Source organism: Acidisoma sp. L85 (assembly GCF_009765865.1).
Classification (GTDB): domain Bacteria; phylum Pseudomonadota; class Alphaproteobacteria; order Acetobacterales; family Acetobacteraceae; genus Acidisoma.
Map to the genome: position 1 here is coordinate 98,132 of NZ_LMUQ01000049.1, position 23,032 is coordinate 121,163.

General features: G+C 63.0%; 20 protein-coding genes and 3 tRNA genes. All 23 read left to right on the plus strand.

Features of this window, described 5'->3' with window-relative positions; all coding sequences use genetic code 11:
- Positions 1-34: 34 nt before the first annotated feature.
- The 23 genes from GSQ83_RS14630 to GSQ83_RS14740 all read left to right on the plus strand — a co-directional run bounded on the left by GSQ83_RS14630 (position 35) and on the right by GSQ83_RS14740 (position 23,022).
- Positions 35-119: transfer RNA gene (locus tag GSQ83_RS14630), tRNA-Leu, on the plus strand.
- Between the two features lie 89 nt (positions 120-208).
- A complete protein-coding gene (tig, locus tag GSQ83_RS14635) occupies positions 209-1,543 on the plus strand; it encodes a trigger factor (RefSeq protein ID WP_158803603.1) in 1,335 nt (444 codons plus the stop codon).
- Positions 1,544-1,752: 209 nt separating this feature from the next.
- Positions 1,753-2,397, plus strand: coding sequence for an ATP-dependent Clp endopeptidase proteolytic subunit ClpP (gene clpP / locus GSQ83_RS14640; protein WP_158803604.1), 645 nt, complete (start codon positions 1,753-1,755; stop codon positions 2,395-2,397).
- Positions 2,398-2,530: 133 nt separating this feature from the next.
- Positions 2,531-3,784, plus strand: a complete 1,254-nt coding sequence (clpX, locus tag GSQ83_RS14645; RefSeq protein ID WP_158803605.1) for an ATP-dependent Clp protease ATP-binding subunit ClpX — start codon at positions 2,531-2,533, stop codon at positions 3,782-3,784.
- A gap of 160 nt (positions 3,785-3,944) precedes the next feature.
- Positions 3,945-6,368, plus strand: a complete 2,424-nt coding sequence (lon, locus tag GSQ83_RS14650; protein WP_158803606.1) for an endopeptidase La — start codon at positions 3,945-3,947, stop codon at positions 6,366-6,368.
- Between the two features lie 145 nt (positions 6,369-6,513).
- A tRNA-Val gene (locus tag GSQ83_RS14655) sits at positions 6,514-6,588 on the plus strand.
- A 159-nt stretch (positions 6,589-6,747) separates the two neighbouring features.
- Positions 6,748-6,824, plus strand: a tRNA-Asp gene (locus GSQ83_RS14660).
- 188 nt (positions 6,825-7,012) lie between these two features.
- Positions 7,013-7,378 carry an NADH-quinone oxidoreductase subunit A gene (locus GSQ83_RS14665; protein WP_158803607.1) on the plus strand — a complete coding sequence of 122 codons (366 nt, stop codon included), beginning with the start codon at positions 7,013-7,015 and terminating at the stop codon, positions 7,376-7,378.
- Between the two features lie 62 nt (positions 7,379-7,440).
- The gene (locus GSQ83_RS14670; RefSeq protein WP_158803731.1) at positions 7,441-7,959 is read left to right on the plus strand and encodes an NADH-quinone oxidoreductase subunit B family protein; all 519 of its coding nucleotides are present in this window, start codon (positions 7,441-7,443) and stop codon (positions 7,957-7,959) included.
- Positions 7,960-8,053: 94 nt separating this feature from the next.
- Positions 8,054-8,599: an NADH-quinone oxidoreductase subunit C gene (locus tag GSQ83_RS14675; RefSeq protein WP_158803732.1), complete on the plus strand. Its 546-nt coding sequence runs from the start codon at positions 8,054-8,056 to the stop codon at positions 8,597-8,599.
- A 3-nt stretch (positions 8,600-8,602) separates the two neighbouring features.
- A complete protein-coding gene (locus GSQ83_RS14680; RefSeq protein WP_158803608.1) occupies positions 8,603-9,811 on the plus strand; it encodes an NADH-quinone oxidoreductase subunit D in 1,209 nt (402 codons plus the stop codon).
- A gap of 2 nt (positions 9,812-9,813) precedes the next feature.
- Positions 9,814-10,554, plus strand: coding sequence for an NAD(P)H-dependent oxidoreductase subunit E (locus GSQ83_RS14685; RefSeq protein WP_158803609.1), 741 nt, complete (start codon positions 9,814-9,816; stop codon positions 10,552-10,554).
- A 4-nt stretch (positions 10,555-10,558) separates the two neighbouring features.
- Positions 10,559-11,875 (plus strand): NADH-quinone oxidoreductase subunit NuoF, encoded by a 1,317-nt coding sequence (gene nuoF / locus GSQ83_RS14690; protein ID WP_158803610.1) that lies wholly within the window; start codon positions 10,559-10,561, stop codon positions 11,873-11,875.
- A 5-nt stretch (positions 11,876-11,880) separates the two neighbouring features.
- Entirely contained in the window at positions 11,881-13,968 is a 2,088-nt protein-coding gene (nuoG, locus tag GSQ83_RS14695; RefSeq protein WP_158803611.1) for an NADH-quinone oxidoreductase subunit NuoG, read from the plus strand.
- Positions 13,969-13,977: 9 nt separating this feature from the next.
- Positions 13,978-14,988: an NADH-quinone oxidoreductase subunit NuoH gene (gene nuoH, locus GSQ83_RS14700; protein WP_158803612.1), complete on the plus strand. Its 1,011-nt coding sequence runs from the start codon at positions 13,978-13,980 to the stop codon at positions 14,986-14,988.
- A gap of 15 nt (positions 14,989-15,003) precedes the next feature.
- Positions 15,004-15,492 (plus strand): NADH-quinone oxidoreductase subunit NuoI, encoded by a 489-nt coding sequence (nuoI, locus tag GSQ83_RS14705; protein WP_158803613.1) that lies wholly within the window; start codon positions 15,004-15,006, stop codon positions 15,490-15,492.
- Positions 15,493-15,504: 12 nt separating this feature from the next.
- Positions 15,505-16,230 carry an NADH-quinone oxidoreductase subunit J gene (locus GSQ83_RS14710; protein WP_158803733.1) on the plus strand — a complete coding sequence of 242 codons (726 nt, stop codon included), beginning with the start codon at positions 15,505-15,507 and terminating at the stop codon, positions 16,228-16,230.
- 3 nt (positions 16,231-16,233) lie between these two features.
- Positions 16,234-16,542, plus strand: coding sequence for an NADH-quinone oxidoreductase subunit NuoK (gene nuoK / locus GSQ83_RS14715; protein ID WP_158803614.1), 309 nt, complete (start codon positions 16,234-16,236; stop codon positions 16,540-16,542).
- A 4-nt stretch (positions 16,543-16,546) separates the two neighbouring features.
- Complete coding sequence (gene nuoL / locus GSQ83_RS14720; protein WP_158803615.1) at positions 16,547-18,469, plus strand: NADH-quinone oxidoreductase subunit L; 1,923 nt, start codon at positions 16,547-16,549, stop codon at positions 18,467-18,469.
- A gap of 5 nt (positions 18,470-18,474) precedes the next feature.
- Positions 18,475-20,010: an NADH-quinone oxidoreductase subunit M gene (locus tag GSQ83_RS14725; protein WP_158803616.1), complete on the plus strand. Its 1,536-nt coding sequence runs from the start codon at positions 18,475-18,477 to the stop codon at positions 20,008-20,010.
- Positions 20,007-21,431, plus strand: a complete 1,425-nt coding sequence (gene nuoN / locus GSQ83_RS14730) for an NADH-quinone oxidoreductase subunit NuoN (protein ID WP_158803617.1) — start codon at positions 20,007-20,009, stop codon at positions 21,429-21,431. Before GSQ83_RS14725 ends, nuoN begins: the two co-directional genes overlap by 4 nt.
- Positions 21,428-22,216, plus strand: coding sequence for a biotin--[acetyl-CoA-carboxylase] ligase (locus GSQ83_RS14735; RefSeq protein ID WP_158803618.1), 789 nt, complete (start codon positions 21,428-21,430; stop codon positions 22,214-22,216). Before nuoN ends, GSQ83_RS14735 begins: the two co-directional genes overlap by 4 nt.
- Positions 22,213-23,022, plus strand: coding sequence for a type III pantothenate kinase (locus GSQ83_RS14740; RefSeq protein ID WP_158803619.1), 810 nt, complete (start codon positions 22,213-22,215; stop codon positions 23,020-23,022). The genes GSQ83_RS14735 and GSQ83_RS14740 overlap by 4 nt, the downstream gene beginning before the upstream one ends.
- The last annotated feature ends 10 nt before the right edge of the window (positions 23,023-23,032 follow it).

Below are 23,032 nucleotides of genomic sequence, written 5' to 3' on the forward strand. Positions count from 1 at the left end.
GCTGTACAGCGCCCCCCCTGCGGCCTGAGGGCCTGCGGGCGTGGTGGAATTGGTAGACACGCCAGATTTAGGTTCTGGTGGCGCAAGTCGTGGGGGTTCAAGTCCCTCCGCCCGCACCACTCGGCCCGATCTTCTGGCCGACTTCCGCTTGCCTGCTTCTCCCTCGATCCGCCTGTTCTTATGACTCTACCCGGAGTGCCGAGCCCTCATGCAGATCACCGAGACCCAGTCAGACGGGCTTAAGCACGCCTTTACTATCGTGCTGCCAGCCGCCGATCTGCAGCAAAAGCGCCAGGCGAAGCTCGATGAACTGGGCCGAACCATGCGGATGCCCGGCTTCCGGCCCGGCAAGGTTCCGATGACGGTGCTGCGCAAGCGCTACGGGAACGCGGTGGCCGCGGAGGTCGCCGATGAATCCATGAACGAGGCGACCCGGCAGCTGCTCTCCGAGCGTGGCCTGCGGCCCGCGACGCAGCCGAAGGTCGATTTCGTCTCTGACATGATGGCTGAGGCGAATGACCTCGAGTTCAAGCTCGAGCTGGAAGTGCTGCCCGACATCACGATCCCGGACCTGTCGCAAATCAACCTCACGCGGTTGAAGACCGAGCCGAATGATGAGGCGGTTGGCGCGGGCCTCGCCAATATCGCCCGGAGCCGCCGCAAGGAGGTCGAGATCACCGAGGAGCGCGGCGCCGAGGCTGGCGACGCTGTCGTCGTCGATTTCCTTGGCCGCATCGCGGGCGTCCCCTTCGAGGGTGGTGCGGCGCAGGATGTGCCGGTGGAGATCGGCGGCTCAGGCTTCATTCCGGGCTTTGCCGAGCAGCTCGAAGGACTGAAATCCGGCGAGACGCGGACCATCAACGTGACCTTCCCCGCCGATTACGGCGCGGTTGAGCTCGCTGGCAAGGATGCGGAGTTCGAGGTCACCGCCAAGGGGCTCAAGCGTTTCGAGACGCCGGAGCTCGACGATGCGATCGCGGCCGAGCTGGGCTTCGAGGATCTCGAGGACCTCAAGAAGTTTGTGCGTGACCGGTTGCAGCGGGAGCTGGATGCGGGAGCACGGCAGAACCTGAAGCGCCAGCTGCTCGACGCCCTCGCCGAAACCAGCGACTTCCCGGTGCCGCCGAGCCTGACGGAGGGCGAGTTCAAGCAGATCTGGGATCGGCTTGAGGAGGAACGCAAAGCCGGCCGGCTGGACGAAGAGGACAAGGCGAAGGACGAGGAGACGCTGCGGACCGAGTATCAGGCGATCGCCGACCGGCGGGTGCGACTCGGGCTGCTGCTCGCCGAGATCGGCCAGCGCAACGGCATCACGGTCTCCAACGAGGAGATGAACCGCGCGGTTTTCCAGCACGCCATGCAATATGGCGCGCGCCAGAAGGAGGCTTTGGATCTCTTCCGCAAGAACCCGCAGGCGGCGGAATTCCTGCGGGGGCCAATCTTCGAGGAGAAGGTCGTCGATTATATCCTTGAACTGGCTCAGGTCTCCGATAAGCAAGTGACGCCTGAAGAGCTGGCGGCCGCTGTCGACGCCGAAAGCTGAGAACGGCAGACCACCCCTTCCATTTCAATCGGAGCGGCCTCACATAGCGGTGAGGCCGATGTCCGCTACGCCAAGGCTGCCCGCGATGGGGGCCGGTGATGGCGGGTCAGAACCTCACGCGTAGCTGCTTGCGGTGAGGCTGGCTTAGTGGAGAATTGCCCAAACCGGGGCTGCCAAACGGAGCCTCCGGGGCAAGGAAAGGACAAGCTATGAGGGATCGGGATCCGATCGACGTCTACATGAACACGCTCGTTCCGATGGTCGTCGAGCAGACGTCGCGAGGGGAACGCTCGTACGACATCTACTCCCGGCTCCTCAAGGAGCGGATCATCTTCCTGACCGGCCAGGTCTTCGACGAGATGAGCGCCCTGGTCTGCGCCCAGCTGCTGTTCCTGGAGAGCGAGAACCCTTCCAAGGATATTTCTTTCTATATCAATAGCCCAGGCGGCGTCGTGACCTCCGGTCTCGCGATCTACGACACCATGCAATACATCCGGTCGCCGGTGAGCACCGTATGTATCGGGCAAGCGGCCTCGATGGGCAGCCTGTTGCTGGCAGCCGGTGCGGCCGGCAAACGGTTCGCCCTGCCCAATGCGAGGATCATGGTTCACCAGCCTTCCGGCGGTGCTCAGGGCCAGGCGACCGATATCGAGATCCAGGCGCGGGAGATCCTCCGGATTCGCCAGCGGCTGAATGAGATTTATGTCCGGCATACCGGGCAGACGCTGGAGAAGATCGAGAGCAAGCTCGAGCGCGACAGCTTCATGTCCGCCCAGGAGGCGCTGGAGTTCGGCCTTATCGATCTGGTCGTTGAGAATCGACCTGTCGTTGCCGAAGACGGCAAGGTCCTCTGACGATACCGCCATTGCCAGAGCCTGGGCCGGATTTGGGAATACCCGGCCGGTGTCAAGCGCCTTGTTCGATTAAGCGTTCGCGGCGTAGTCTGAATTTTGGTGGCCCCGGCGCGGTCCGGGGAAGGAGCCTGTTGTGAGCAAATCCGGCGAGTCTAAGAACACCCTCTACTGCTCGTTCTGCGGCAAGTCCCAGCACGAAGTTCGCAAGCTCATCGCCGGCCCGACCGTCTTCATCTGCGATGAATGCGTCGAACTGTGCATGGACATCATCCGCGAGGAGAACAAGACCCACCTCGTGAAGTCGCGGGACGGGGTGCCCACCCCGCGCGAGATCTGCAAGGTCCTGGACGATTACGTTATTGGCCAGGAACATGCCAAGAAGGTCCTGAGCGTCGCGGTTCATAATCATTACAAGCGCTTGGCCCATGGCCAGAAGCATAATGACGTTGAAATCGCGAAGTCCAACATCCTGCTGATCGGGCCCACCGGCTCGGGCAAGACGCTGCTGGCCCAGACCTTGGCCCGCATGCTGGACGTGCCCTTCACGATGGCCGATGCGACGACCCTCACCGAGGCTGGCTATGTCGGTGAGGATGTCGAGAACATCATCCTCAAGCTGCTCCAGTCGGCTGACTACAACGTCGAGCGGGCGCAGCGCGGCATCGTGTATATCGACGAGGTCGATAAGATCAGCCGCAAGTCGGACAACCCCTCGATCACCCGCGATGTGAGCGGCGAGGGTGTCCAGCAGGCTTTGCTGAAGATCATGGAGGGCACCGTCGCCTCCGTGCCGCCGCAAGGCGGGCGCAAGCATCCCCAGCAGGAGTTCCTGCAGGTCGACACGACGAATATCCTCTTCATCTGCGGCGGCGCTTTCGCCGGGTTGGAGAAGATCATCGGCGCGCGGGGCAAGGGCTCGGGCATCGGCTACGGCGCGACCGTGCAGTCTCCGGAGGAGCGGCGGACGGGCGAGGTGCTGCGCGCGGTCGAGCCCGAGGATTTATTGCGATTCGGCCTTATCCCGGAATTCATTGGTCGTCTGCCAGTAGTAGCGACCTTGGAAGATCTGGACGAGCCGGCGCTCATCGAGATTCTGACGAAGCCGAAAAACGCCTTGGTTAAGCAGTATGGCCGCCTGTTCGAAATGGAAGGCGTAAAGCTTTCGTTCACCGAAGACGCCATGAAGTCCGTCGCGGCGCGTGCCATTCAGCGCCGAACGGGTGCCCGCGGATTACGCTCGATCATGGAGCAGATACTCCTCGGGACAATGTTCGAACTGCCGGGCCTCGGGAACGTCGAGGAGGTGGTAATCAATCGCGAGGTGGCTGAGAATCGCGCTGCCCCGCTATTCACCTACGGTAAGGAAAGGGCCGAGGAGAGCGCGTAAGACGGCTAACGCTCAACGCTTCGGTCCTGCGGTCTAGTCACCGCTGCCGCGCTTAACTTGATCGGGGGGCTTCGGCCGCCCAGCTAGAATTACAGCTCTCGATGAGGGTGCCGAGTCTTCGGGCCCGCTTCAGAGGCGACTGTCCTTGAAGGAGGTCATCATGCCTGAAACCCAGCCCGTAGCGGCGTCGCCTCCGAGCGAAAGCCGGATGCCAGTGCTTCCGCTGCGGGACATCGTCGTATTTCCGCACATGATTGTGCCGCTCTTTGTCGGCCGCGAGAAATCTGTCCGGGCGCTCGAAGCCGTCATGACGGAGGGCAAACAGATCCTCCTCGTGGCCCAGAAGAACGCCTCGCAGGATGACCCGTCCGCCGAGGATATCTTTCGCGTCGGAACCGTCTCCACGATCCTGCAGCACCTCAAGCTGCCCGATGGCACCGTGAAGGTGTTGGTGGAAGGCACGCGCCGCGCCCGCGCCGTCGATTTCACCGAAACCGAGAACTATTTCGAGGCCGAGACGGTCGCGATCGATGACATACGCGCCGAGCCCAAGGAGCTGGAGGCGCTGGCGCGCACCGTGGTCGGGCAGTTCGAGCAATACATCAAGCTCAACAAGAAAATCACTCAGGAAGTCCTGGTTTCGCTGAACCAGATCGACGACCCGGCGAAGCTCGCCGACACGGTGGCGAGCCACCTCACGTTAAAGATCGCCGAGAAGCAGGAACTGCTGGAGGTTCCCGCGGTCAGCGATCGGCTGGAGCGGCTCTTCGCCCATATGGAATCCGAGATTGGGGTCCTCCAGGTCGAAAAGCGTATCCGTAACCGCGTGAAGCGGCAGATGGAGAAGACCCAGCGCGAGTACTATCTCAACGAGCAGCTCAAGGCGATCCAGAAGGAGCTCGGCGAGGGTGAGGACGGCAAGGATGAGAATGCCGAACTCGAAGACCGCATGCGCAAGACCAAGCTCTCCAAAGAGGCGCAAGAGAAGGCCATTGCCGAGCTGAAGAAGCTCAAGTCGATGAGCCCTATGAGCGCCGAGGCGACGGTGGTGCGCAACTACCTCGACTGGATGCTGAGCATCCCGTGGAAGAAGCGCAGCGCCGTCAAGAAAGACCTCGTTGAAGCCGAAAAGGTCCTTGATGCCGAGCATTACGGCATGGAAAAGATCAAGGAACGGATCATCGAATATCTTGCGGTGCAGGTGCGCAGCAAGAAGGTGAAGGGTCCGATCCTCTGCCTGGTGGGGCCGCCCGGCGTGGGCAAGACCTCGCTCGGCAAGTCGATCGCGCATGCCACAGGCCGTAACTTCGTCCGTATGTCGCTGGGCGGCGTGCGGGACGAGGCCGAGATCCGCGGCCATCGGCGGACCTATATCGGTTCGATGCCGGGCAAGATCGTCCAGGGCATGAAGAAGGCCAAAACGTCCAACCCGCTCTTCCTGCTCGACGAGATCGACAAGCTGGGCCAGGACTGGCGCGGCGATCCGACCTCGGCACTTCTCGAGGTGCTGGATCCGGAGCAGAACTCGACCTTCGCGGACCATTATCTCGAGGTCGATTACGACCTGTCCGACGTGATGTTCATCACCACGGCGAATAGCCTCAAGATGCCCCAGCCGCTGCTGGACCGCATGGAGATCATTCGCATCCCCGGCTACACCGAGGATGAGAAGGTCGAGATCGCGAAGCGCCACCTGATTCCGAAACAGACGACGGCCCATACGCTGAAGCCGGACGAGTGGTCGGTGCATGACGACGCGCTGCGTGACCTCATCCGCTACTACACGCGGGAAGCCGGCGTCCGTAACCTGGAGCGTGAGATCGCCAAGCTCGCCCGCAAGGCGGTGAAGGAGATCCTCGTCGGGAAAAGCAAGAAGGTCGCTTTCACCCGCAAGAATCTGGAGAAATATTCCGGCGTCCGGAAGTTCCAGTTCGGCGAGGCGGAGGCCGAGGATATGGTCGGCGCCGTGACTGGCCTGGCTTGGACCGAAGTCGGCGGCGAGATCCTGACGATCGAGAGCGTGATGCTGCCGGGTAAGGGCAAGGTGCAGAGCACCGGCAAGCTTGGCGACGTGATGCAGGAGAGCGTGCAGGCGGCGATGAGTTATGTGCGGAGTCGCGCGATCGACTTCGGCATCAAGCCGACGATCTTTGAGAAGCGAGACATCCACGTGCATGTGCCCGAGGGTGCGACTCCGAAGGACGGTCCTTCGGCCGGCATCGCTATGGCGACGAGCATCGTGAGCGTGCTGACGGGAATCGCCGTGCGGCGCGATGTGGCGATGACGGGTGAGATCACCCTGCGCGGCCGCGTGTTGCCGATCGGTGGGTTGAAAGAAAAACTGCTGGCGGCTCTACGGGCCGGTATCACGACGGTTCTGATCCCGAAGGACAATGAGAAGGATCTCGCCGAGATTCCGGACAACGTGAAGAAGGGGATGACGATCATCCCCGTGGCGCATGTCGACGAGGTTCTCGCCCGGGCGCTGGTGCGCAAGCTGGAGCCGATCGAGTGGACGGAGCCTGAGGAACAGCCGGTGCCCGTTACTCCGCCGCCGACACAGGGCGCTTCCCTGCCGCACTGAGGTTGGGCTGAAGGTTTAGGTATTTCCAGAAGAGCGCGCGGGCTTCGGTCCGCGCGCTTTTTTGTCGCCCGCTCGGCGCGCTTGTGCTTAGAGCGTCGCGTTGCCCCAAGGGTGCGGGTTCACGGCACCGCAAAGGGTCTGGCTGGGGCGGTTAGCTCAGCGGTAGAGCGTCTCGTTTACACCGAGAGGGTCGGCGGTTCGAAACCGTCACCGCCCACCAGCCACTAGACAAGTCGAAAAACCCTGGAACGCGCGGCTTGCGCATAGTCGCCTCCGCCGCCGCGCTTTCAGCTCTGCAAGCGCTGTCTCACGCAGGGTCCTCGCGCGCATGCCGCCGCTTGACGCTGCCGCGCCGCCGCTTTAACACCCGCCCGTCGCTGCGGGTGTAGCTCAGTTGGTTAGAGCGCCGGCCTGTCACGCCGGAGGTCGCGGGTTCGAGCCCCGTCACTCGCGCCAGCGGCGAAGTCCAAGCTCCTCCGCCAATCCTTGTCATCCAGACGCCTCGCGGCACACCGCGGGGTGATGGGTCGCCCTCTGGCAAGGCGGCTCTTTGGGGTATAGGTTCCGTTAGCAGTTGCGGCGGAAGGCAAGGCGCGGTGAGACGCGGCTGTGCCGATCGCCGCTTGGTTCATGAGGAGGTCAGGGTGCAGCCCATCCTTGCGCAGTATTGGCCGATCCTCGTTTTCCTGGGCGTCGCCGGCTTTATCGCCGCGGCCATGGTGGGCGGCTCGCTACTGGCGGCGCGGCAGAAGCCCTATGCGGAGAAGCTTTCCGCTTACGAATGCGGCTTCGATGCCTTCGACGACGCCCGTAGGCGCTTCGATGTCCGTTTTTATCTCGTTTGCCTGCTTTTCATTATCTTTGACCTTGAGGTGGCCTTCCTGTTTCCCTGGGCGGTCAGCCTCTCCCATATCGGATTGTTTGGTTTCTTCACGATGTTGGGCTTTCTCGCGATCCTGACGGTTGGTTTTATCTACGAGTGGCGCAAGGGCGCCCTGGACTGGGAGTGAGCGTCGTGGACCTGCCGCATCCCACCGAAGGCGCGCCGCTGCCCGTCGCTTGGAACCGCGAGATGCTGCCGCCTGGTCCCGACCAGGAGGACGTCATCCGCAGCATTACCGGCGAGATCGCCGGGCGCGGTTTCGTGGTCGGCAATATCGACAAGCTGGTGAACTGGGCGCGCACCGGCAGCCTGTGGCCGATGACCTTCGGCTTGGCCTGCTGCGCCGTCGAGATGATCCACGCCTATATGCCGCGCTACGACCTCGACCGCATGGGCATTATCCCGCGCGCGAGCCCGCGTCAGAGCGACGTCATGATCGTGTCCGGCACCCTGACCAACAAGATGGCGCCGGCTCTGCGGAAACTCTACGACCAGATGCCCGAGCCGCGCTGGGTCATCTCGATGGGCAGTTGCGCCAATGGTGGCGGCTACTATCACTACTCCTATTCGGTGGTGCGCGGCTGCGACCGGATCGTGCCGGTCGATATCTACGTGCCGGGCTGCCCGCCGACGGCTGAAGCGCTGGTCTACGGCATCATGCAGCTACAGAAGAAGATCCGCCGCACAGGGACGATCCTCCGTGGCTGAGGCGCCGTCGCCCGCCCCGGCCGAAGAGGCGCTTCCGATTCCCCCGACACCGATCCAGCAGCTTACCGCAAACGTGGGCGCGCTGCCGCGCGTGATGAGGGCTTCCGTCGAGATCGGCGAGGTGGTGATCCATACCGATCGCGACTCGCTGCTCGGACTGTTGGAGACCCTGCGGGACGACCCGCGCTTCGCCTTCGAGCAGCTCATGGATATTTGCGGTGTCGACTGGCCGCAGCGGGCGGAGCGCTTCGACGTTGTTTACAACCTGCTCTCCGTCTCCCTGAACCATCGCATCCGGGTCATCGTGACGACTGACGAGGCCTCGGCTGTGCCCTCCGTCTGTGGTGTGTGGCCCTGCGCGACCTGGTGGGAGCGGGAGGCTTACGACCTGTTCGGCATCACCTTCTCGGGGCAAGCCGATCTGCGCCGCATCCTCACCGATTACGGCTTCGTCGGGCATCCGCTGCGCAAGGACTTTCCCCTCACCGGCTATGTCGAGGTGCGATACGACGAGGAGCGGCGCCAGGTCATCTATGAGCCGGTGAAGCTGACGCAGGATTATCGCCGGTTCGATTTCATCTCGCCTTGGGAGGGCATGACGACGCTCCCCGGAGACGAGAAAGCGCATCGCGAGGGCTGAGAGATGAGCGATACGGCAATTCGCGAGAAGACGACCAAGACGGTCGAGATCGATAGCCATGCGATGAATTTCGGGCCGCAGCATCCTGCGGCCCATGGCGTGTTGCGGCTCATCCTCGAGATGGATGGCGAGGTTGTGGAACGTGCCGATCCGCATATCGGCCTGCTCCATCGCGGCACCGAGAAGCTGATGGAGTATCGGACGTATCTGCAGAACGTCCCGTATTTCGACCGGCTCGACTACGTGAGCCCGATGGCGCAGGAGCACTGCTACTCGATGGCGGTCGAGAAGCTGCTGGGCATCACCGTGCCAGAGCGCGCAGAATGGATCCGCACGATGTTCTGCGAGATCACGCGCATTCTCAACCATCTGCTGAACGTGACATCCTTTGCGCTCGATGCCGGCGCGCTCACGCCGAGCCTTTGGGGCTATGAGGAGCGCGAGAAGCTCATGGAGTTCCATGAGGCGGCGTCCGGCGCACGCATGCACGCCAATTACGTGAGGCCGGGCGGCGTGAATCGCGATTTGCCTGCCGGTCTCGATGAGCGGATCCTCGCCTGGTGCGACGACTTCCCGAATTATCTCAACGATCTCGAAGGGCTGCTGACGAACAACAGAATCTGGAAGCAGCGCACCGTCAACATTGGCGTCGTTTCCGCTGAAGAGGCGCTCGCCTGGGGCTTTAGTGGCCCGAACTTGCGAGCTTCGGGCGTGCCATGGGATCTGCGTCGCGCACAGCCCTACGCGAAATACAATGATGTCGCCTTTCAGGTGCCGGTAAGCCGCAATGGCGATTGCTACGACCGCTACCTCATGCGCGTCGCCGAGATGCGTGAGAGCGTGAAGATTATCCAGCAGTGTATTGCGAAGATGAAGCCCGGGCCGGTGCGAATTCAGGATAACAAGTTCACGCCACCGAAACGCGCTGAAATGAAGCGTTCGATGGAAGCGCTGATCCATCACTTCAAGCTCTTTACCGAAGGCTTCCATGTTCCGGCCGGCGCCACCTACACGACGGTTGAGGCGCCCAAGGGCGAGTTTGGGGTCTATCTGATCGCCGACGGCACGAACCGGCCCTATCGCTGCAAGATCCGGGCGACGGGGTTCTCGCATTTGCAGGCCATGGACAAGATGGCTCATGGGCACATGCTGGCCGATGCGGTCGCGATCATCGGCTCCATCGACCTCGTTTTCGGCGAAATCGACAGGTAATCATGAGCGAAACGAGCATCGCCGCCGCCGCCGAGCCCACCAGCTTCGCGTTCGATCCGCTCAGCGATGAGCAGATCGCCATCATTCTCAAGCGCTACCCGCCGGGACGGCAGGCGAGCGCCGTCATTCCCGTCTTGTATGTCGTGCAGAAGCAGATGGGCCGCCTGACCGGCAGCGCGTGGGTGCCGCGCGTCGCGATGGATGCGGTGGCCGCGTTGCTGGAGATGCCGCCGATCCGCGTCTATGAGGTCGCGACCTTTTACCTCATGTTCAACACCAAGCCGATCGGGCGTTTCCATCTCCAGGTTTGCACCACGACGCCATGCTGGTTGCGCGGCTCGGATGATGTGGTCGCGGCCTGCAAGCGCGCGACGGGCATCCAGCACATGGGCGAGACGAGCGTCGATGGGCTCTTCACCATGACCGAGGTCGAGTGTCTTGGCGCCTGCGTGAATGCGCCGATGATGCAGATCAACGACGACTACTATGAGGACCTGGACGGGCCGCGAACCGAGGCGCTGCTCGCCGCGTTTCGCCGGGGCGAGACGCCGCCGATTGGTTCGACGATCGGGCGCGAGGGTTCCATGAGCGTGGGCGGTCCGACGACGCTGACGGATGAGGCGGCGCTGTGGAACCCGGAACATTATGCGGCGGAACGCCGCGCACGCGCCGAGGCGGAGGCTGCCGCAGCGGCGGCCGCCGCGGCACCGCCGCCGGCCGCACCGCCGCCGGCTGGGGAGTGAGGTCATGCTGAAAGACCACGACCGCATCTTCACCAACCTGTATGGCCAGCACGACTGGCACCTCGATGGCGCGCGTGCTCAAGGCGATTGGGATGGCACGGCGGATTTGCTGGCGCGTGGACGAGACGCCATCGTCAACGAAATCAAGGCTTCCGGCTTGCGCGGCCGTGGCGGCGCCGGCTTTCCGGCGGGGCTCAAGTGGAGCTTCATGCCGAAGGATCGCGGCAACAAGCCGGCCTATCTGCTCGTCAACTGCGACGAGAGCGAGCCCGGCACGTGCAAGGATCGCGAAATCCTCCGCTTTCATCCGCATAAGCTGGTGGAGGGCTGCCTTGTCGCGGGCTTCGCGATGGGGGCGACCGCTGCCTACTGCTACATTCGTGGCGAATATTACAACGAATATGTTCATCTCCAGACGGCGGTCGAGGAAGCCTACACGGCTGGACTTCTTGGGCCTGACGCCTGCGGCTCGGGTTACGCCTTCGATGTCTTCGTTCATCGCGGCGCGGGGGCCTATATTTGCGGCGAAGAGACGGCGCTGATCGAGAGCCTTGAGGGCAAGAAGGGCATGCCGCGCTCCAAGCCGCCATTCCCGGCGGCGATGGGGCTCTATGGTTGCCCTAGCACTGTCACCAATTGCGAGACGGTGGCAGTGGCGCCGACCATTATGCGGCGCGGCGCCAAATGGTTCGCGGGCTTTGGGCGCGATAAGAACCAGGGCACGAAACTCTTCTGCATTTCCGGGCATGTGAACCGTCCTTGCACCGTCGAGGAATCGATGAGCGTTCCGCTGCGGGAGCTCATCGAGGTTCATGCGGGCGGGGTGCGCGGCGGCTGGGACAATCTGCTGGCCGTCATTCCCGGCGGCGTCTCGGTGCCGATGATCACGAAGGAAATGGCCGAAACCGCTCTGATGGATTTCGACAGCCTGCGCGAATTCCGCAGCGGTCTCGGAACGGGCGCCGTTATCGTCATGGACAAGTCCACTGACGTCATCAAGGCGATCGCGCGGATCTCGGCCTTTTACAAGCACGAGAGCTGTGGCCAGTGCACGCCTTGCCGTGAAGGCACTGGCTGGATGATGCGGATCATGAATCGCATGGTCGAGGGTCGCGCCGAGGTCGAGGAGATCGATATGCTCGACCAGATGTCGCGGCAGATCGAAGGCCATACGATTTGCGCACTGGGCGACGCGGCGGCCTGGCCGATCCAGGGCTTGATACGCCATTTCCGCCCGGTTCTGGAGGAGCGGATCGCCCAGTATAAGCGCGACCTTCTGGCGAAACGGCCGCCGATGCCAATGCCGATCGCGGCGGAGTAGGCGGGATGTCAGAAGCCCAGACGTTCATCAAGCCGACCAAGCTCACCATCGACGGCGTCGAGATCGTGGTCGAGGCCGGGACCTCTGTGTTGCAGGCGGCGGAGCAGGCGGGGAAAGAGATCCCGCGCTTCTGTTTCCACGACCGGCTTTCGGTCGCCGCCAATTGCCGCATGTGTCTGGTCGAGGTCGAGAAAGCGCCGAAGCCTGTTGCGTCCTGCGCTTTCCCGGTGGGCGAGGGCATGGTGGTGAAGACCGATAGTCCGCTGGTGCGCAAGGCGCGTCGCGGGGTGATGGAATTCCTGCTCATCAACCATCCGCTGGATTGCCCGATCTGCGACCAGGGCGGCGAATGCGATTTGCAGGACCAGGCCATGGCCTATGGCGCGGATCATACGCGCTATCATGAGAATAAGCGGACGGTGCGGGACAAGGATCTCGGTCCGCTGGTCAAGACCAATATGACGCGCTGCATCCAATGCAGCCGCTGCATCCGTTTCTCGACTGAAATCGCTGGTGTTCCGGAATTGGGTGGCACCTCGCGCGGCGAGATGATGGAGATCACGACCTATGTCGAGAAGGCGCTGACCTCGGAGCTTTCCGGCAACCTGGTCGATATCTGCCCGGTAGGTGCGCTGACCTCGAAGCCCTACGCCTATCATGCGCGGCCCTGGGAGCTGAAGAAGACCGACAGCATCGATGTGCTGGATGCTGTCGGCACCAATATCCGCGTCGATGCGCGCGGCCCGCAGGTGATGCGCGTACTGCCGCGACTGAACGAGGACATCAACGAGGAGTGGATGGCGGATAAGTCGCGCCATTCGATTGACGGGCTCATGCGCCGCCGCCTGGACAAGCCCTGGCTGCGCCTTGCCGGAAAGCTCCAGCCAGCGACATGGCCGGAGGCGTTTCAAGCCATCGCCACCCGTCTCGCGGGCGTGCCGGGCGGCCGCATCGGAGCCTTGGCGGGTGATCTCGCGGATGCCGAGAGCATGCTGGCGCTTAAGGATCTCATGGCAGCGCTCGGTAGCGAGAACATCGATTGCCGTCAGGGTGGCGCTCGGTTCAACACGAGCCGCCGGGACTATTACCTGTTCAATACGACCATCGCCGGGATCGAGCAGGCCGACGCGATCCTGCTGATCGGCACCAATCCTCGCCATGAGGCGCCGATCCTGAACGCGCGCATCCGCAAGCGTTGGCTGATGAACCGGTTGCCGGTCGGCGTGATCGGCTCGGCGACCGATCTGACCTATCCCTCGACGATCCTTGGCGACGGTGCGGCAGCCTTGGACGGGCTGGCCGATGGCAGCCACGACTTCGCCAAGGTACTGGCGAAGGCCGAACGGCCGATGATCGTGATCGGGGAAGCGGCCCTCGCCGGAGCGGACGGCGCAGCCCTACTGGCGGCGGCTTGGTCGCTTGCCGGAAAGGTTGGCGGACTCGGCGCCGATTGGCACGGATTCAACGTGCTTCACCGCGCGGCGGCGCGCGTCGGCGCCTTGGATCTCGGCTTCCTGCCGGGCGAGGGCGGGCAGGATTGGCAGGGCATGGTGCGCGGGGGCGTCGATCTGCTCTGGCTGCTCGGTGCCGATGAGTTCGATGCGGCGCAGATCAGCCCGGAGACCTTCGTCATCTACCAGGGACACCACGGCGACCGCGGCGCGGCGCGTGCCGACGTGGTGCTGCCGGGTGCCGCCTATACCGAGAAGAGCGGAACCTATGTGAACATGGAAGGCCGCGTCCAGCGCACCGCGCTCGCCGTCTTCCCGCCAGGAGAGGCGAAGGAGGATTGGCGCATTCTCCGCGCCTTCAGTGCCGTGATCGGCAAGACGCTGCCCTATGACACGCTTGAGGCGCTACGCACACGCCTGGTTGAGGTCAATCCGGTCTTCGGCACGATCGGCAGTTTCCGCCGCATGGCGACGGGTGATGCCGGAGGGCCCACGGCCCCGGCAGCCGGCGGAATGCGCACGGAGCATTTCGCGCCGGCCATCACCGACTACTATCAGACCGATCCGATCAGCCGTGCGAGCCCGACCATGCGAGTCTGCACCGAGACGTATAGCGCGCCTCTCATGCAGGCGGCGGAGTAGGGCAGGGCGATGGGCTTCTTCACGACAATCCTCGGCCAGATCATCCTGCGCCTGCTGGAGACTTTGGCCGTACTCGTGCCGCTACTGATTCTGGTCGCCTATGCGACCTACGCCGAACGTAAGGCCCTTGCCGCCATCCAGTTGCGGAAGGGGCCGAACGTGGTGGGTCCCTTCGGTCTGTGGCAGCCCTTCGCGGATGCCATCAAGATGGTCATGAAGGAGACGATCATTCCGACCGGCGCCAATCGCGCGCTGTTCATCATGGCCCCGATGATTACCTTCGGCCTAGCGATGACCGCCTGGGCGGTGGTGCCGACCGGCAACCATCTCGCTGTCGCCGATATCAATGTCGGCATTCTTTATCTGTTCGCGATCAGCTCGCTAGGTGTCTACGGCATTATCATCGCGGGCTGGGCGAGCAATTCGAAATACGCTTTCCTCGGCGCCCTTCGCTCGGCGGCGCAGATGGTGAGTTACGAGGTCTCGATCGGCTTCGTGATGGTCTCGGTGCTGCTCTGTGTCGGCAGCCTGAATCTCAATGACATCGTGCTGGCGCAGAACGGGCTGTGGTTCTGCATCCCGCTGTTTCCGATGTTCATAGTCTTCTTCATCTCCGGTCTCGCCGAGTGCAACCGCGCCCCCTTCGATCTGCCAGAAGGCGAGAGCGAGATCGTGGCCGGCTTCTTCGTCGAATACAGCGCGATGAGCTTCGCGATGTTCTTCCTCGGCGAATACGCCAACATGATCCTGATGAGCGGGATGACGACGATCCTGTTCCTCGGCGGCTGGATGTCTCCGCTGCCCTTCGTGCCGTTCACGCTCATTCCCGGGCCGATCTGGTTTATCGCGAAAATCTGCTTCGTGATGTTCATGTTCTTCTGGGTGCGCGCCACCTTCCCGCGCTTCCGCTACGACCAGCTTATGCGCCTCGGCTGGAAGGTCTTTCTGCCGCTGTCGCTGCTCTGGATGGTGATCACCGCGGGCGCGCTCGTCGCCTTCGGCTGGCTTCCCCACGCGTAAGAGGATCTTCGTCGCATGGCCTTCCTCGACCGCACCGCGCGCAGCCTGCTTCTGACCGAGCTTCTCGGCGGCATGTATGTGACCTTTAAATACATCTTCAAGCCGAAGGTCACGATCAACTACCCCTTCGAGAAGGGGCCGATCAGCCCGCGCTTCAAAGGCGAACACGCGCTTCGCCGCTATCCCAATGGCGAGGAGCGCTGCATCGCCTGCAAGCTATGCGAGGCGATCTGCCCGGCACAGGCCATCACCATCGAGGCCGAACCGCGCGAAGATGGCAGCCGCCGGACCACGCGTTACGACATCGACATGGTGAAATGCATCTATTGCGGCTTGTGCGAGGAAGCCTGCCCGGTCGATGCCATCGTCGAGGGTCCGAACTTCGAATTCGCGGTCGAGACGCGGGAGGAGCTGCTTTACGACAAGGAGAAGCTGCTCTCGAACGGTGACCGCTGGGAGCCGGAGCTGGCGCGTCGTCTTGAACTCGATGCACCCTACCGTTAAGGCGGCGTCATGATCTTCGACCAGATCTTTTTCTACCTGTTCTCGGCGGTGCTGGTCGCGGCGGCGGTCATGGTGGTGACCTCGCGCAACCCGGTGCATTCCGTTCTGTTCCTGATCCTGTGCTTCTTCAACGCGGCCGCATTGTTCCTGATCGCCGGAGCCGAGTTCCTCGCGATGATTCTGCTGATCGTCTATATCGGCGCCGTCGCGGTCCTGTTCCTGTTCGTCGTCATGATGCTGGATATCGACTTCAGCCAGCTTCGGGCCGGGGTGCAGCGCTATGCCCCGATCGGCGCGGTTATCGGTGTCATTCTGTTGCTCGAACTGGTTCTGGTGGTGGGCGGCTGGCGTTTCTCCGCGAGCGCCCCGGCCTTGCGGCTCAACCCCGCCGTCGCGGGTATCTCCAATACGGATGCGCTGGGGCGGGTGCTCTATACGCAATACGCCTTCCTCTTCGAGACGGCGGCGCTTGTGCTGATGGTGGCGATGATCGGCGCGATCGTGCTCACCCATCGCGACCGGCGCCGTTCGCGCTACCAGAATATCGCCGAGCAGATCGCGCGGCAGCCTGCCGATACTATGACGATGCTCGATCTGCCGATCGGCGTTGGCGTGAAGCAACTCGGCATTCTGCGGCCAAAGCCCAAGCTAGCGGCGTTGCCGGCTCCGGCTGAGGCGCCGGTTCAGCTTGCCAGCGATCATCGCGTTCCCGAGCCGATCACACGTGTGGAGGGCTGAGGGATGCCTCTGAGCGTCAGCCATTACCTCGTCGTATCCGCCATCCTGCTGGTCATTGGCATCTTCGGCATCTTCATGAACCGCAAGAACGTCATCACCATCATGATGTCGATCGAGCTCATGCTGCTCGCCGTCAACCTCAACCTGGTCGCCTTCTCGGGCGCGCTGGGCGATCTCACCGGCCAGGTCTTTACCATGTTCGTGCTGACGGTCGCCGCCGCCGAGGCGGCGATCGGTCTCGCCATTGTCGTCACCTACTTCCGCAACCGCGGTTCTATCGCGGTCGAGGATGTTAATCTGATGAAGGGCTGAGACCGTGATCTTCGCCATCGCCGTCTTCGCGCCGCTCTTCGGCTCCCTGATCTCCGGCTTGTTCGGCCGCTGGCTGGGCGACCGCGGCGCGATGGGCGTGAGCCTTCTCTTCATGGTGATCGCGGCTGCCGCCGGCATCTTCACCGGCGGCCAGATTCTGACGGGCCTGGTTCCCGCCAGCACCGTCTCGATCGGCGATTGGCTGCATGTCGGGAGCTTCCAGGCAAATTGGGAGCTTCGCTACGACAGCCTTGCCGCCGTCATGGTGGTGATGGTGACGGTCGTCTCCACGCTTATCCACCTGTACTCGGTGGGCTATATGCACGGCGACCGCTCGGTGCCGCGCTTCTTCGCCTACCTGTCTCTGTTCACCTTCGCCATGCTGATGCTGGTGACGGCGAACGACCTGCTGCAACTGTTCTTTGGCTGGGAAGGCGTGGGCCTCGTCAGCTATCTGCTGATCGGCTTCTGGTACGACAAGCCGAGCGCGAATGCGGCGGCGATCAAAGCCTTCATCATGAACCGTGTAGGTGACCTGGGGTTCGCCCTGGGCATCGCGCTGGTGTTTTTCCTCTTCGGCTCGATCCAGCTCGACACGATTTTCGCCGACGCGCCGCTGCACAACGCGGCCACCTACCGCCTGTTTGGCACCAATATGCATGCCTATGACGTGATCGGCGTGCTGCTGTTCATCGGTGCCATGGGCAAGTCGGCGCAGATCGGGCTGCACACCTGGCTCGCGGATGCCATGGAAGGGCCGACGCCGGTTTCTGCCCTCATCCATGCGGCGACCATGGTGACGGCTGGTGTCTTCCTGATGGCGCGGATGTCGCCGCTGCTGGAATACGCGCCCTTCGCGCTGACGGTCGTGACCATCATCGGCGGCACGACGGCGCTTTTCGCGGCGACCATCGGCTGCGCGCAGACGGACATCAAACGGGTCATCGCCTATTCGACCTGCTCGCAGCTCGGCTACATGTTCGTGGCGATCGGCGTCGGCGCCTATCAGGCCTCGATGTTCCATCTCATCTGCCATGCCTGCTTCAAGGCGCTGCTCTTCCTCACCGCCGGCTCGGTCATCCATGCGATGTCGGGCGAGCAGGATATGCGGAAGATGGGCGGCCTCGCCCGGCGCATTCCCTATACCTATGTTATGATGTGGATCGGCAGCCTGGCCATTGCCGGTATCCCGGTCCTGTCGGGCTTCTACTCAAAGGACGCCATCCTCGACGCCGCCTATTTCGGGCGCGGCGGCGGCTATGGCTTCATCTGCGGCGAACTCGCGACCTTCCTAACCGCCTTCTATTCCTGGCGCCTCATCTTCCTAACCTTCCATGGACCGTCGCATGTCGCGCCGGAGGTCGAGCACCATGTCCATGAGAGCCCGCTGGTAATGACGGGGCCGCTTGCTGTGCTGGCGCTCGGCGCGATTTTCGCGGGCATGACGCTGCGCTACAGCTTCATCGGCGGCGGGCAGGGGCTATTCTGGGCGGGATCGATTTCCGACATCCACCACCCCAATCTGCTGACGCAGATCGAGCACACACCGCTGTTCATCGAATTGCTGCCGTCGCTTCTTGGCCTGCTCGGCATCCTGACCGCTTTCGTGATGTATATCGCGATGCCTGGGCTGCCCGCGCGGATGGCGCAGATGTTCGGGCCGATTTACCGGCTGTTTCTCAACAAGTGGTATTTCGACGAGCTGTATGACGCGGTCTTCGTGCGGCCCTACCACGCCGTCGCCCGCGTGCTTTGGCACGTCGGCGATGAGGGCATTATCGACGGTATTCCGCGTGGCGGCGCGGCCCTGGTGCGCGGCTCGTCGGGCGGGGTTGTCCGGCTGCAAACGGGCTCGTTGGCGGGCTACGCTTTCGTCATGCTGATCGGCCTCGTAGTGCTGATCACCGTGTTTCTGATTTTCCGGTGAGCGTGATGAACCAAGCCGGATTCCCGCTGCTCTCATTGCTCACCTTCCTGCCGCTGGTCGGCTGCCTGGTGATCCTGACCGTGCGCGGCGACGAGGCGACGGTCGCCTCCAATGCGCGCTGGGCGGCGCTATGGACCAGCCTGATCGTCTTCGTGCTCAGCCTGGTGCTGTGGTTCGAATTCGACCGCGGTCAGGCGGGCTTTCAGTTCACGGAGCGGCTGAGCTGGCTGCCGACCTATGGCATCGATTACCGTATGGGCATCGACGGCATCAGCGTATTGTTCGTGCTGATAACGACAGCGCTTACGCCCATCGCGATCCTGTCGAGCTGGACGGCGAAGGTCCGGGTGCGGGAATACATGCTGGCCTTCCTGTTCATGGAAACCACCATGATCGGGCTCTTCTGCTCGCTCGACTTCGTGATGTTCTTCATTTTCTTCGAGGCCGTGCTGATCCCCATGTTTCTCATCATCGGGGTCTGGGGCGGCGAGAAGCGGCTCTATGCTGCGATCAAGTTCTTCCTCTACATGTTCACCGGCTCGATGGTGATGCTGCTTGGCATCCTGGCCCTATGGTTCCATGCGGGAACGACGAGCATCCCGGTGCTGTTGCAGACGCCATTGTCGCGCGACATGCAGTTCTGGCTTTTCCTCGCTTTCCTCGCCGCCTTCGCGGTCAAGATCCCTATCTGGCCAGTGCATACCTGGTTGATCGACGCGCATCGGGAGGCACCGATCGCGGGTTCAGTGTTGCTCGCGGGTGTGCTCGCCAATATGGGCGGCTATGGCTTCCTGCGCTTTTCCGTGCCGATGCTGCCCAATGCCGCCGAGTATTTCGCGCCGCTGATGTTCGCGCTGGGGGTGATCGCGATCATCTACACCTCGGTCGTGGCGCTGGTGCAGCGGGATATGCTCAAGCTCGTCGCCTATTCCTCAGTTGGGCATATGGCGATCGCGGTGGTCGGCATCTTCACCTTCACGGTGCAGGGGATCGAGGGCTCGCTGTTCCGCATGCTGAGCCACGGCTTCATCACCGCCGCCCTCTTCCTGTGTGTCGGCGTACTGATGGACCGCACGCGTAGCCAGAGCATGGACGGCTTCGGCGGCGTCGTGCATCGCATGCCCTTCTTCGCGTTGCTCTTTATGATCTTCGCCATGGGCACCGTGGGGCTGCCTGGAACCGCCGGCTTTATCGGCGAGATCCTGGTGATCGTCGGCGCGCTGAAAGTGAATTTCTGGGTGGCCTTCCTGACCGCCATCACGCTGATCATCAGCGCGGTCTACACCCTGGTCTGGTATCGGCGGATCATCTTCGGCGCCTTGGTTCGGCCGGACCTCAAGGCGCTGGTTGACCTGAACGGTCGCGAGATGGCGATGCTGATACCATTGGTCGCGCTGACCCTGTGGATGGGCCTCTACCCCTCCAGCTTCTCGGTGTTTTTCGACGCGACGGTGGGCGCCATGGCGCAGCAGCATGTGGCGGCCATTGCCGGGACGACGCATCTCGCCGCAGCCTTGCCGATGGCGGGAGTGATCCGATGAACTGGCTCGTCGCGCTGCCGGAGATCGCGCTCGCGATCCTCGCGATGGCGATTTTGCTGGTGGGAGCTTTCGCACCGAAGCCCGGCGCCTTCCGGCTCGCCAGCATGCTGTCGCTCGGCGCCTTGCTTATCACCACGGGACTGGTTGCCGTAGCACCTCAGGGCATCGGCTATGGCGGCCTGTTCGTCGCCGACGCCTTCAGCCGTTTCGTCAAAGTGGTCATTCTCGCTTCTGCCGCGCTCGCGATCATCCTCTCGCTCGACTTCAACGAGCGGGAAGACGAGATGGCCAGGTTCGAGTTTCCGGTCCTGATCCTGTTCGCCTCCGCGGGCATGCTGATCATGGTCTCGGCCAATAACCTGATGACGCTGTATCTGGGGCTGGAGCTGCAATCGCTTGCCCTCTACGTCATCGCCGCCTTCGCGCGGGACACGCTGCGTTCCGCCGAGGCGGGGCTGAAATACTTCGTGCTGGGCTCGCTCGCCTCGGGTCTGCTGCTCTATGGCATCTCGCTGGTCTACGGCTTCTCCGGCAGCATGGATTTCTCGCGGATCGCGACGGCGCTGCTGGCACCCAAGCCTTCCGCAGGCCTGATCGTCGGCATGATCTTCGTGCTCACTGGTCTCAGCTTCAAGATCGCCGCCGTGCCGTTCCATATGTGGTCGCCTGACGTCTACGAGGGGTCGCCGACCTCGGTGACGGCACTGCTCGGTTCCGCGCCGAAGGTTGCCGGCATCGCCTTGCTGTTGCGGGTCATGCTCGTGCCGTTCGGCCATCTGTTGCCGCAGTGGCAGTTGCTGATCGAGATCGTCTCGATTGCGTCGATGGTGCTCGGCTCGCTCGCGCCGATCATGCAGACCAACGTCAAGCGGTTGCTCGCCTATTCCGCCATCGGCCATGTCGGCTACGCCCTGATGGGTCTGGCGGCGGGCAACGCAAACGGCGTGACGGACACGCTGGTTTACCTGGCGACCTATGCTTTCATGGCGCTCGGCTCCTTCGCCGTCATCATAGCGATGCGGCGTCAGGGAAGGCCGGTGGAGACTATCGCCGATCTCAGCGGTCTTGGACGCAACGACGGTGCCCTCGCCTTGGTGCTCGCTGTGTTCTTGCTGAGCATGGCCGGGCTGCCGCCCTTCTCGGGCTTCTTCGCCAAGCTTTATGTGTTCCTCGCGGCGGTCCATAGCGGGCTCTGGACGCTCGCTGCCTTCGGCATCATCACCAGCATTTTTGGCCTCTATTATTACCTGCGGATCGTGAAGGTGATGTATTTCGACGCCCCCGCCGGGGTGTTCGATCACCGCGCGCCATCACTCTCTTTCGTCATCGCGGCGACCGGTATCGTGACGACATTCTTCATCGTCGTGCTGGGTCCGGTGACTGCGGCGGCGCAAGCAGCGGCGCAGGCGTTGCTGGGTTGAGCCTTGGGCTAGCCGCCACCGCCCCGGACCAGATAGACGGCTTTCGGTTGGAGAAAGTCGGGGTCGTTTCCTCGACCTCCGACATTTGCCTCGCACGCGCCCGGCTCGGCGCGCCCGATGGGCTGAGCATATTGGCGGAGGCGCAAAGCGCCGGGCGCGGCAGTCGCGGACGCGCCTGGAGTTCGCCGGTCGGCAACCTCTACCTTTCGGTTCTCCAGCGCCCGGCACGGACCACCGCTTCGCCTGCCGACGTCATCGGCGGATGGTCGCTGCTGTCGGGTCTTGCGCTACTGGAAGCGCTGGAGGATTGCGGCGCGGAAGAGGCCCAGCTTTCGCTTAAATGGCCGAACGACATCCTCAGCCGTGGCGCCAAGCTCGCGGGCGTGCTGGTGGAAGGTGCGATCGGCACGACCGTCGACTGGCTGGTGATCGGTTTCGGCGCCAATCTTGCTGTCGCGCCAGAGCTTCCCGGCCGAGAGACGGCGGCCTTGGCTGCCCCGGCGCCGACTCCGGGCGACGTCACGCGGGCGCTGCTGCCGAGGCTCGCCATCTGGCGCCGGCGACTGGAAGCGAAGGGTCTGGAGCCGATACGCGAGGCTTGGCTGGCGCGAGCGCATCCACTCGGCACGGCAATCCGCGTACAGTATGGCGGTGGCGAGGCGCGGGAAGGCTTCTTCGCCGGCCTCTCACCAGAGGGCAAACTTTTGTTGCAGTGCGGCGACAATCTTCACGTCGTCTCCACCGGGGATGTGCTTCTGTCAGGGCAGGGGAATCCTAAGCCATGATGCTCGTGGTCGATGCCGGCAATACCAACATCGTCATGGCGGTGCATGACGGTGCCCGCTGGCGGGGTATCTGGCGCATATCAACCGACGCGCAGCGCACCTCAGACGAATACGCGGTATGGTTGCTGACTCTTTTGCAGCATAACGGTCTCAAGCGGGCCGGCATAAGCCGCGCCGTGATCGGCACCGTGGTGCCGGCCGCGCTCTATCACCTACGCCGTCTTTGCCGGGAGTGGTTCGAGGTCGAGCCGCTTATCGCCTCGTCCGGACTGGATTGGGGCTTCGAGATACGCATAGATCACCCCGCGGAGGTGGGGGCCGATCGTCTATTGAATACGCTGGCCGCCCATCAGATCTATGGAGGGCCGCTGGTGGTGATTGATTTCGGCACCGCGACAAATTTCGATGTTGTCGGTGACGATGGCGCCTTCCTCGGCGGGATTATCGCCCCTGGCGTGAACCTCTCGATCGAGGCGCTGCATCGCGCGGCGGCGCGGTTACCACGGATCGCAATCGGGCGGCCGCAGGCGGTGATTGGGCGCTCGACGGTCCCGGCGATGCGCTCGGGGATTTTCTGGGGCTATGTCGGCATGGTCGAAGGCTTGGTGGAGCGGGTTCGCAAGGAGATCGACGCCCCCATCAAGGTTATCGCGACCGGCGGCCTAGCTCCGCTGTTTGCCGAAGGCACCACGATTTTTGACCACATTGACCAAGACATCACGCTGGAGGGGATGCGTTTGTTGGCGTTGCGCAACCCTGCACCCAGCTTGCCGAGAGACTGGAAGCGCCAGCCCACAGGAGACTGACCACAAGGAC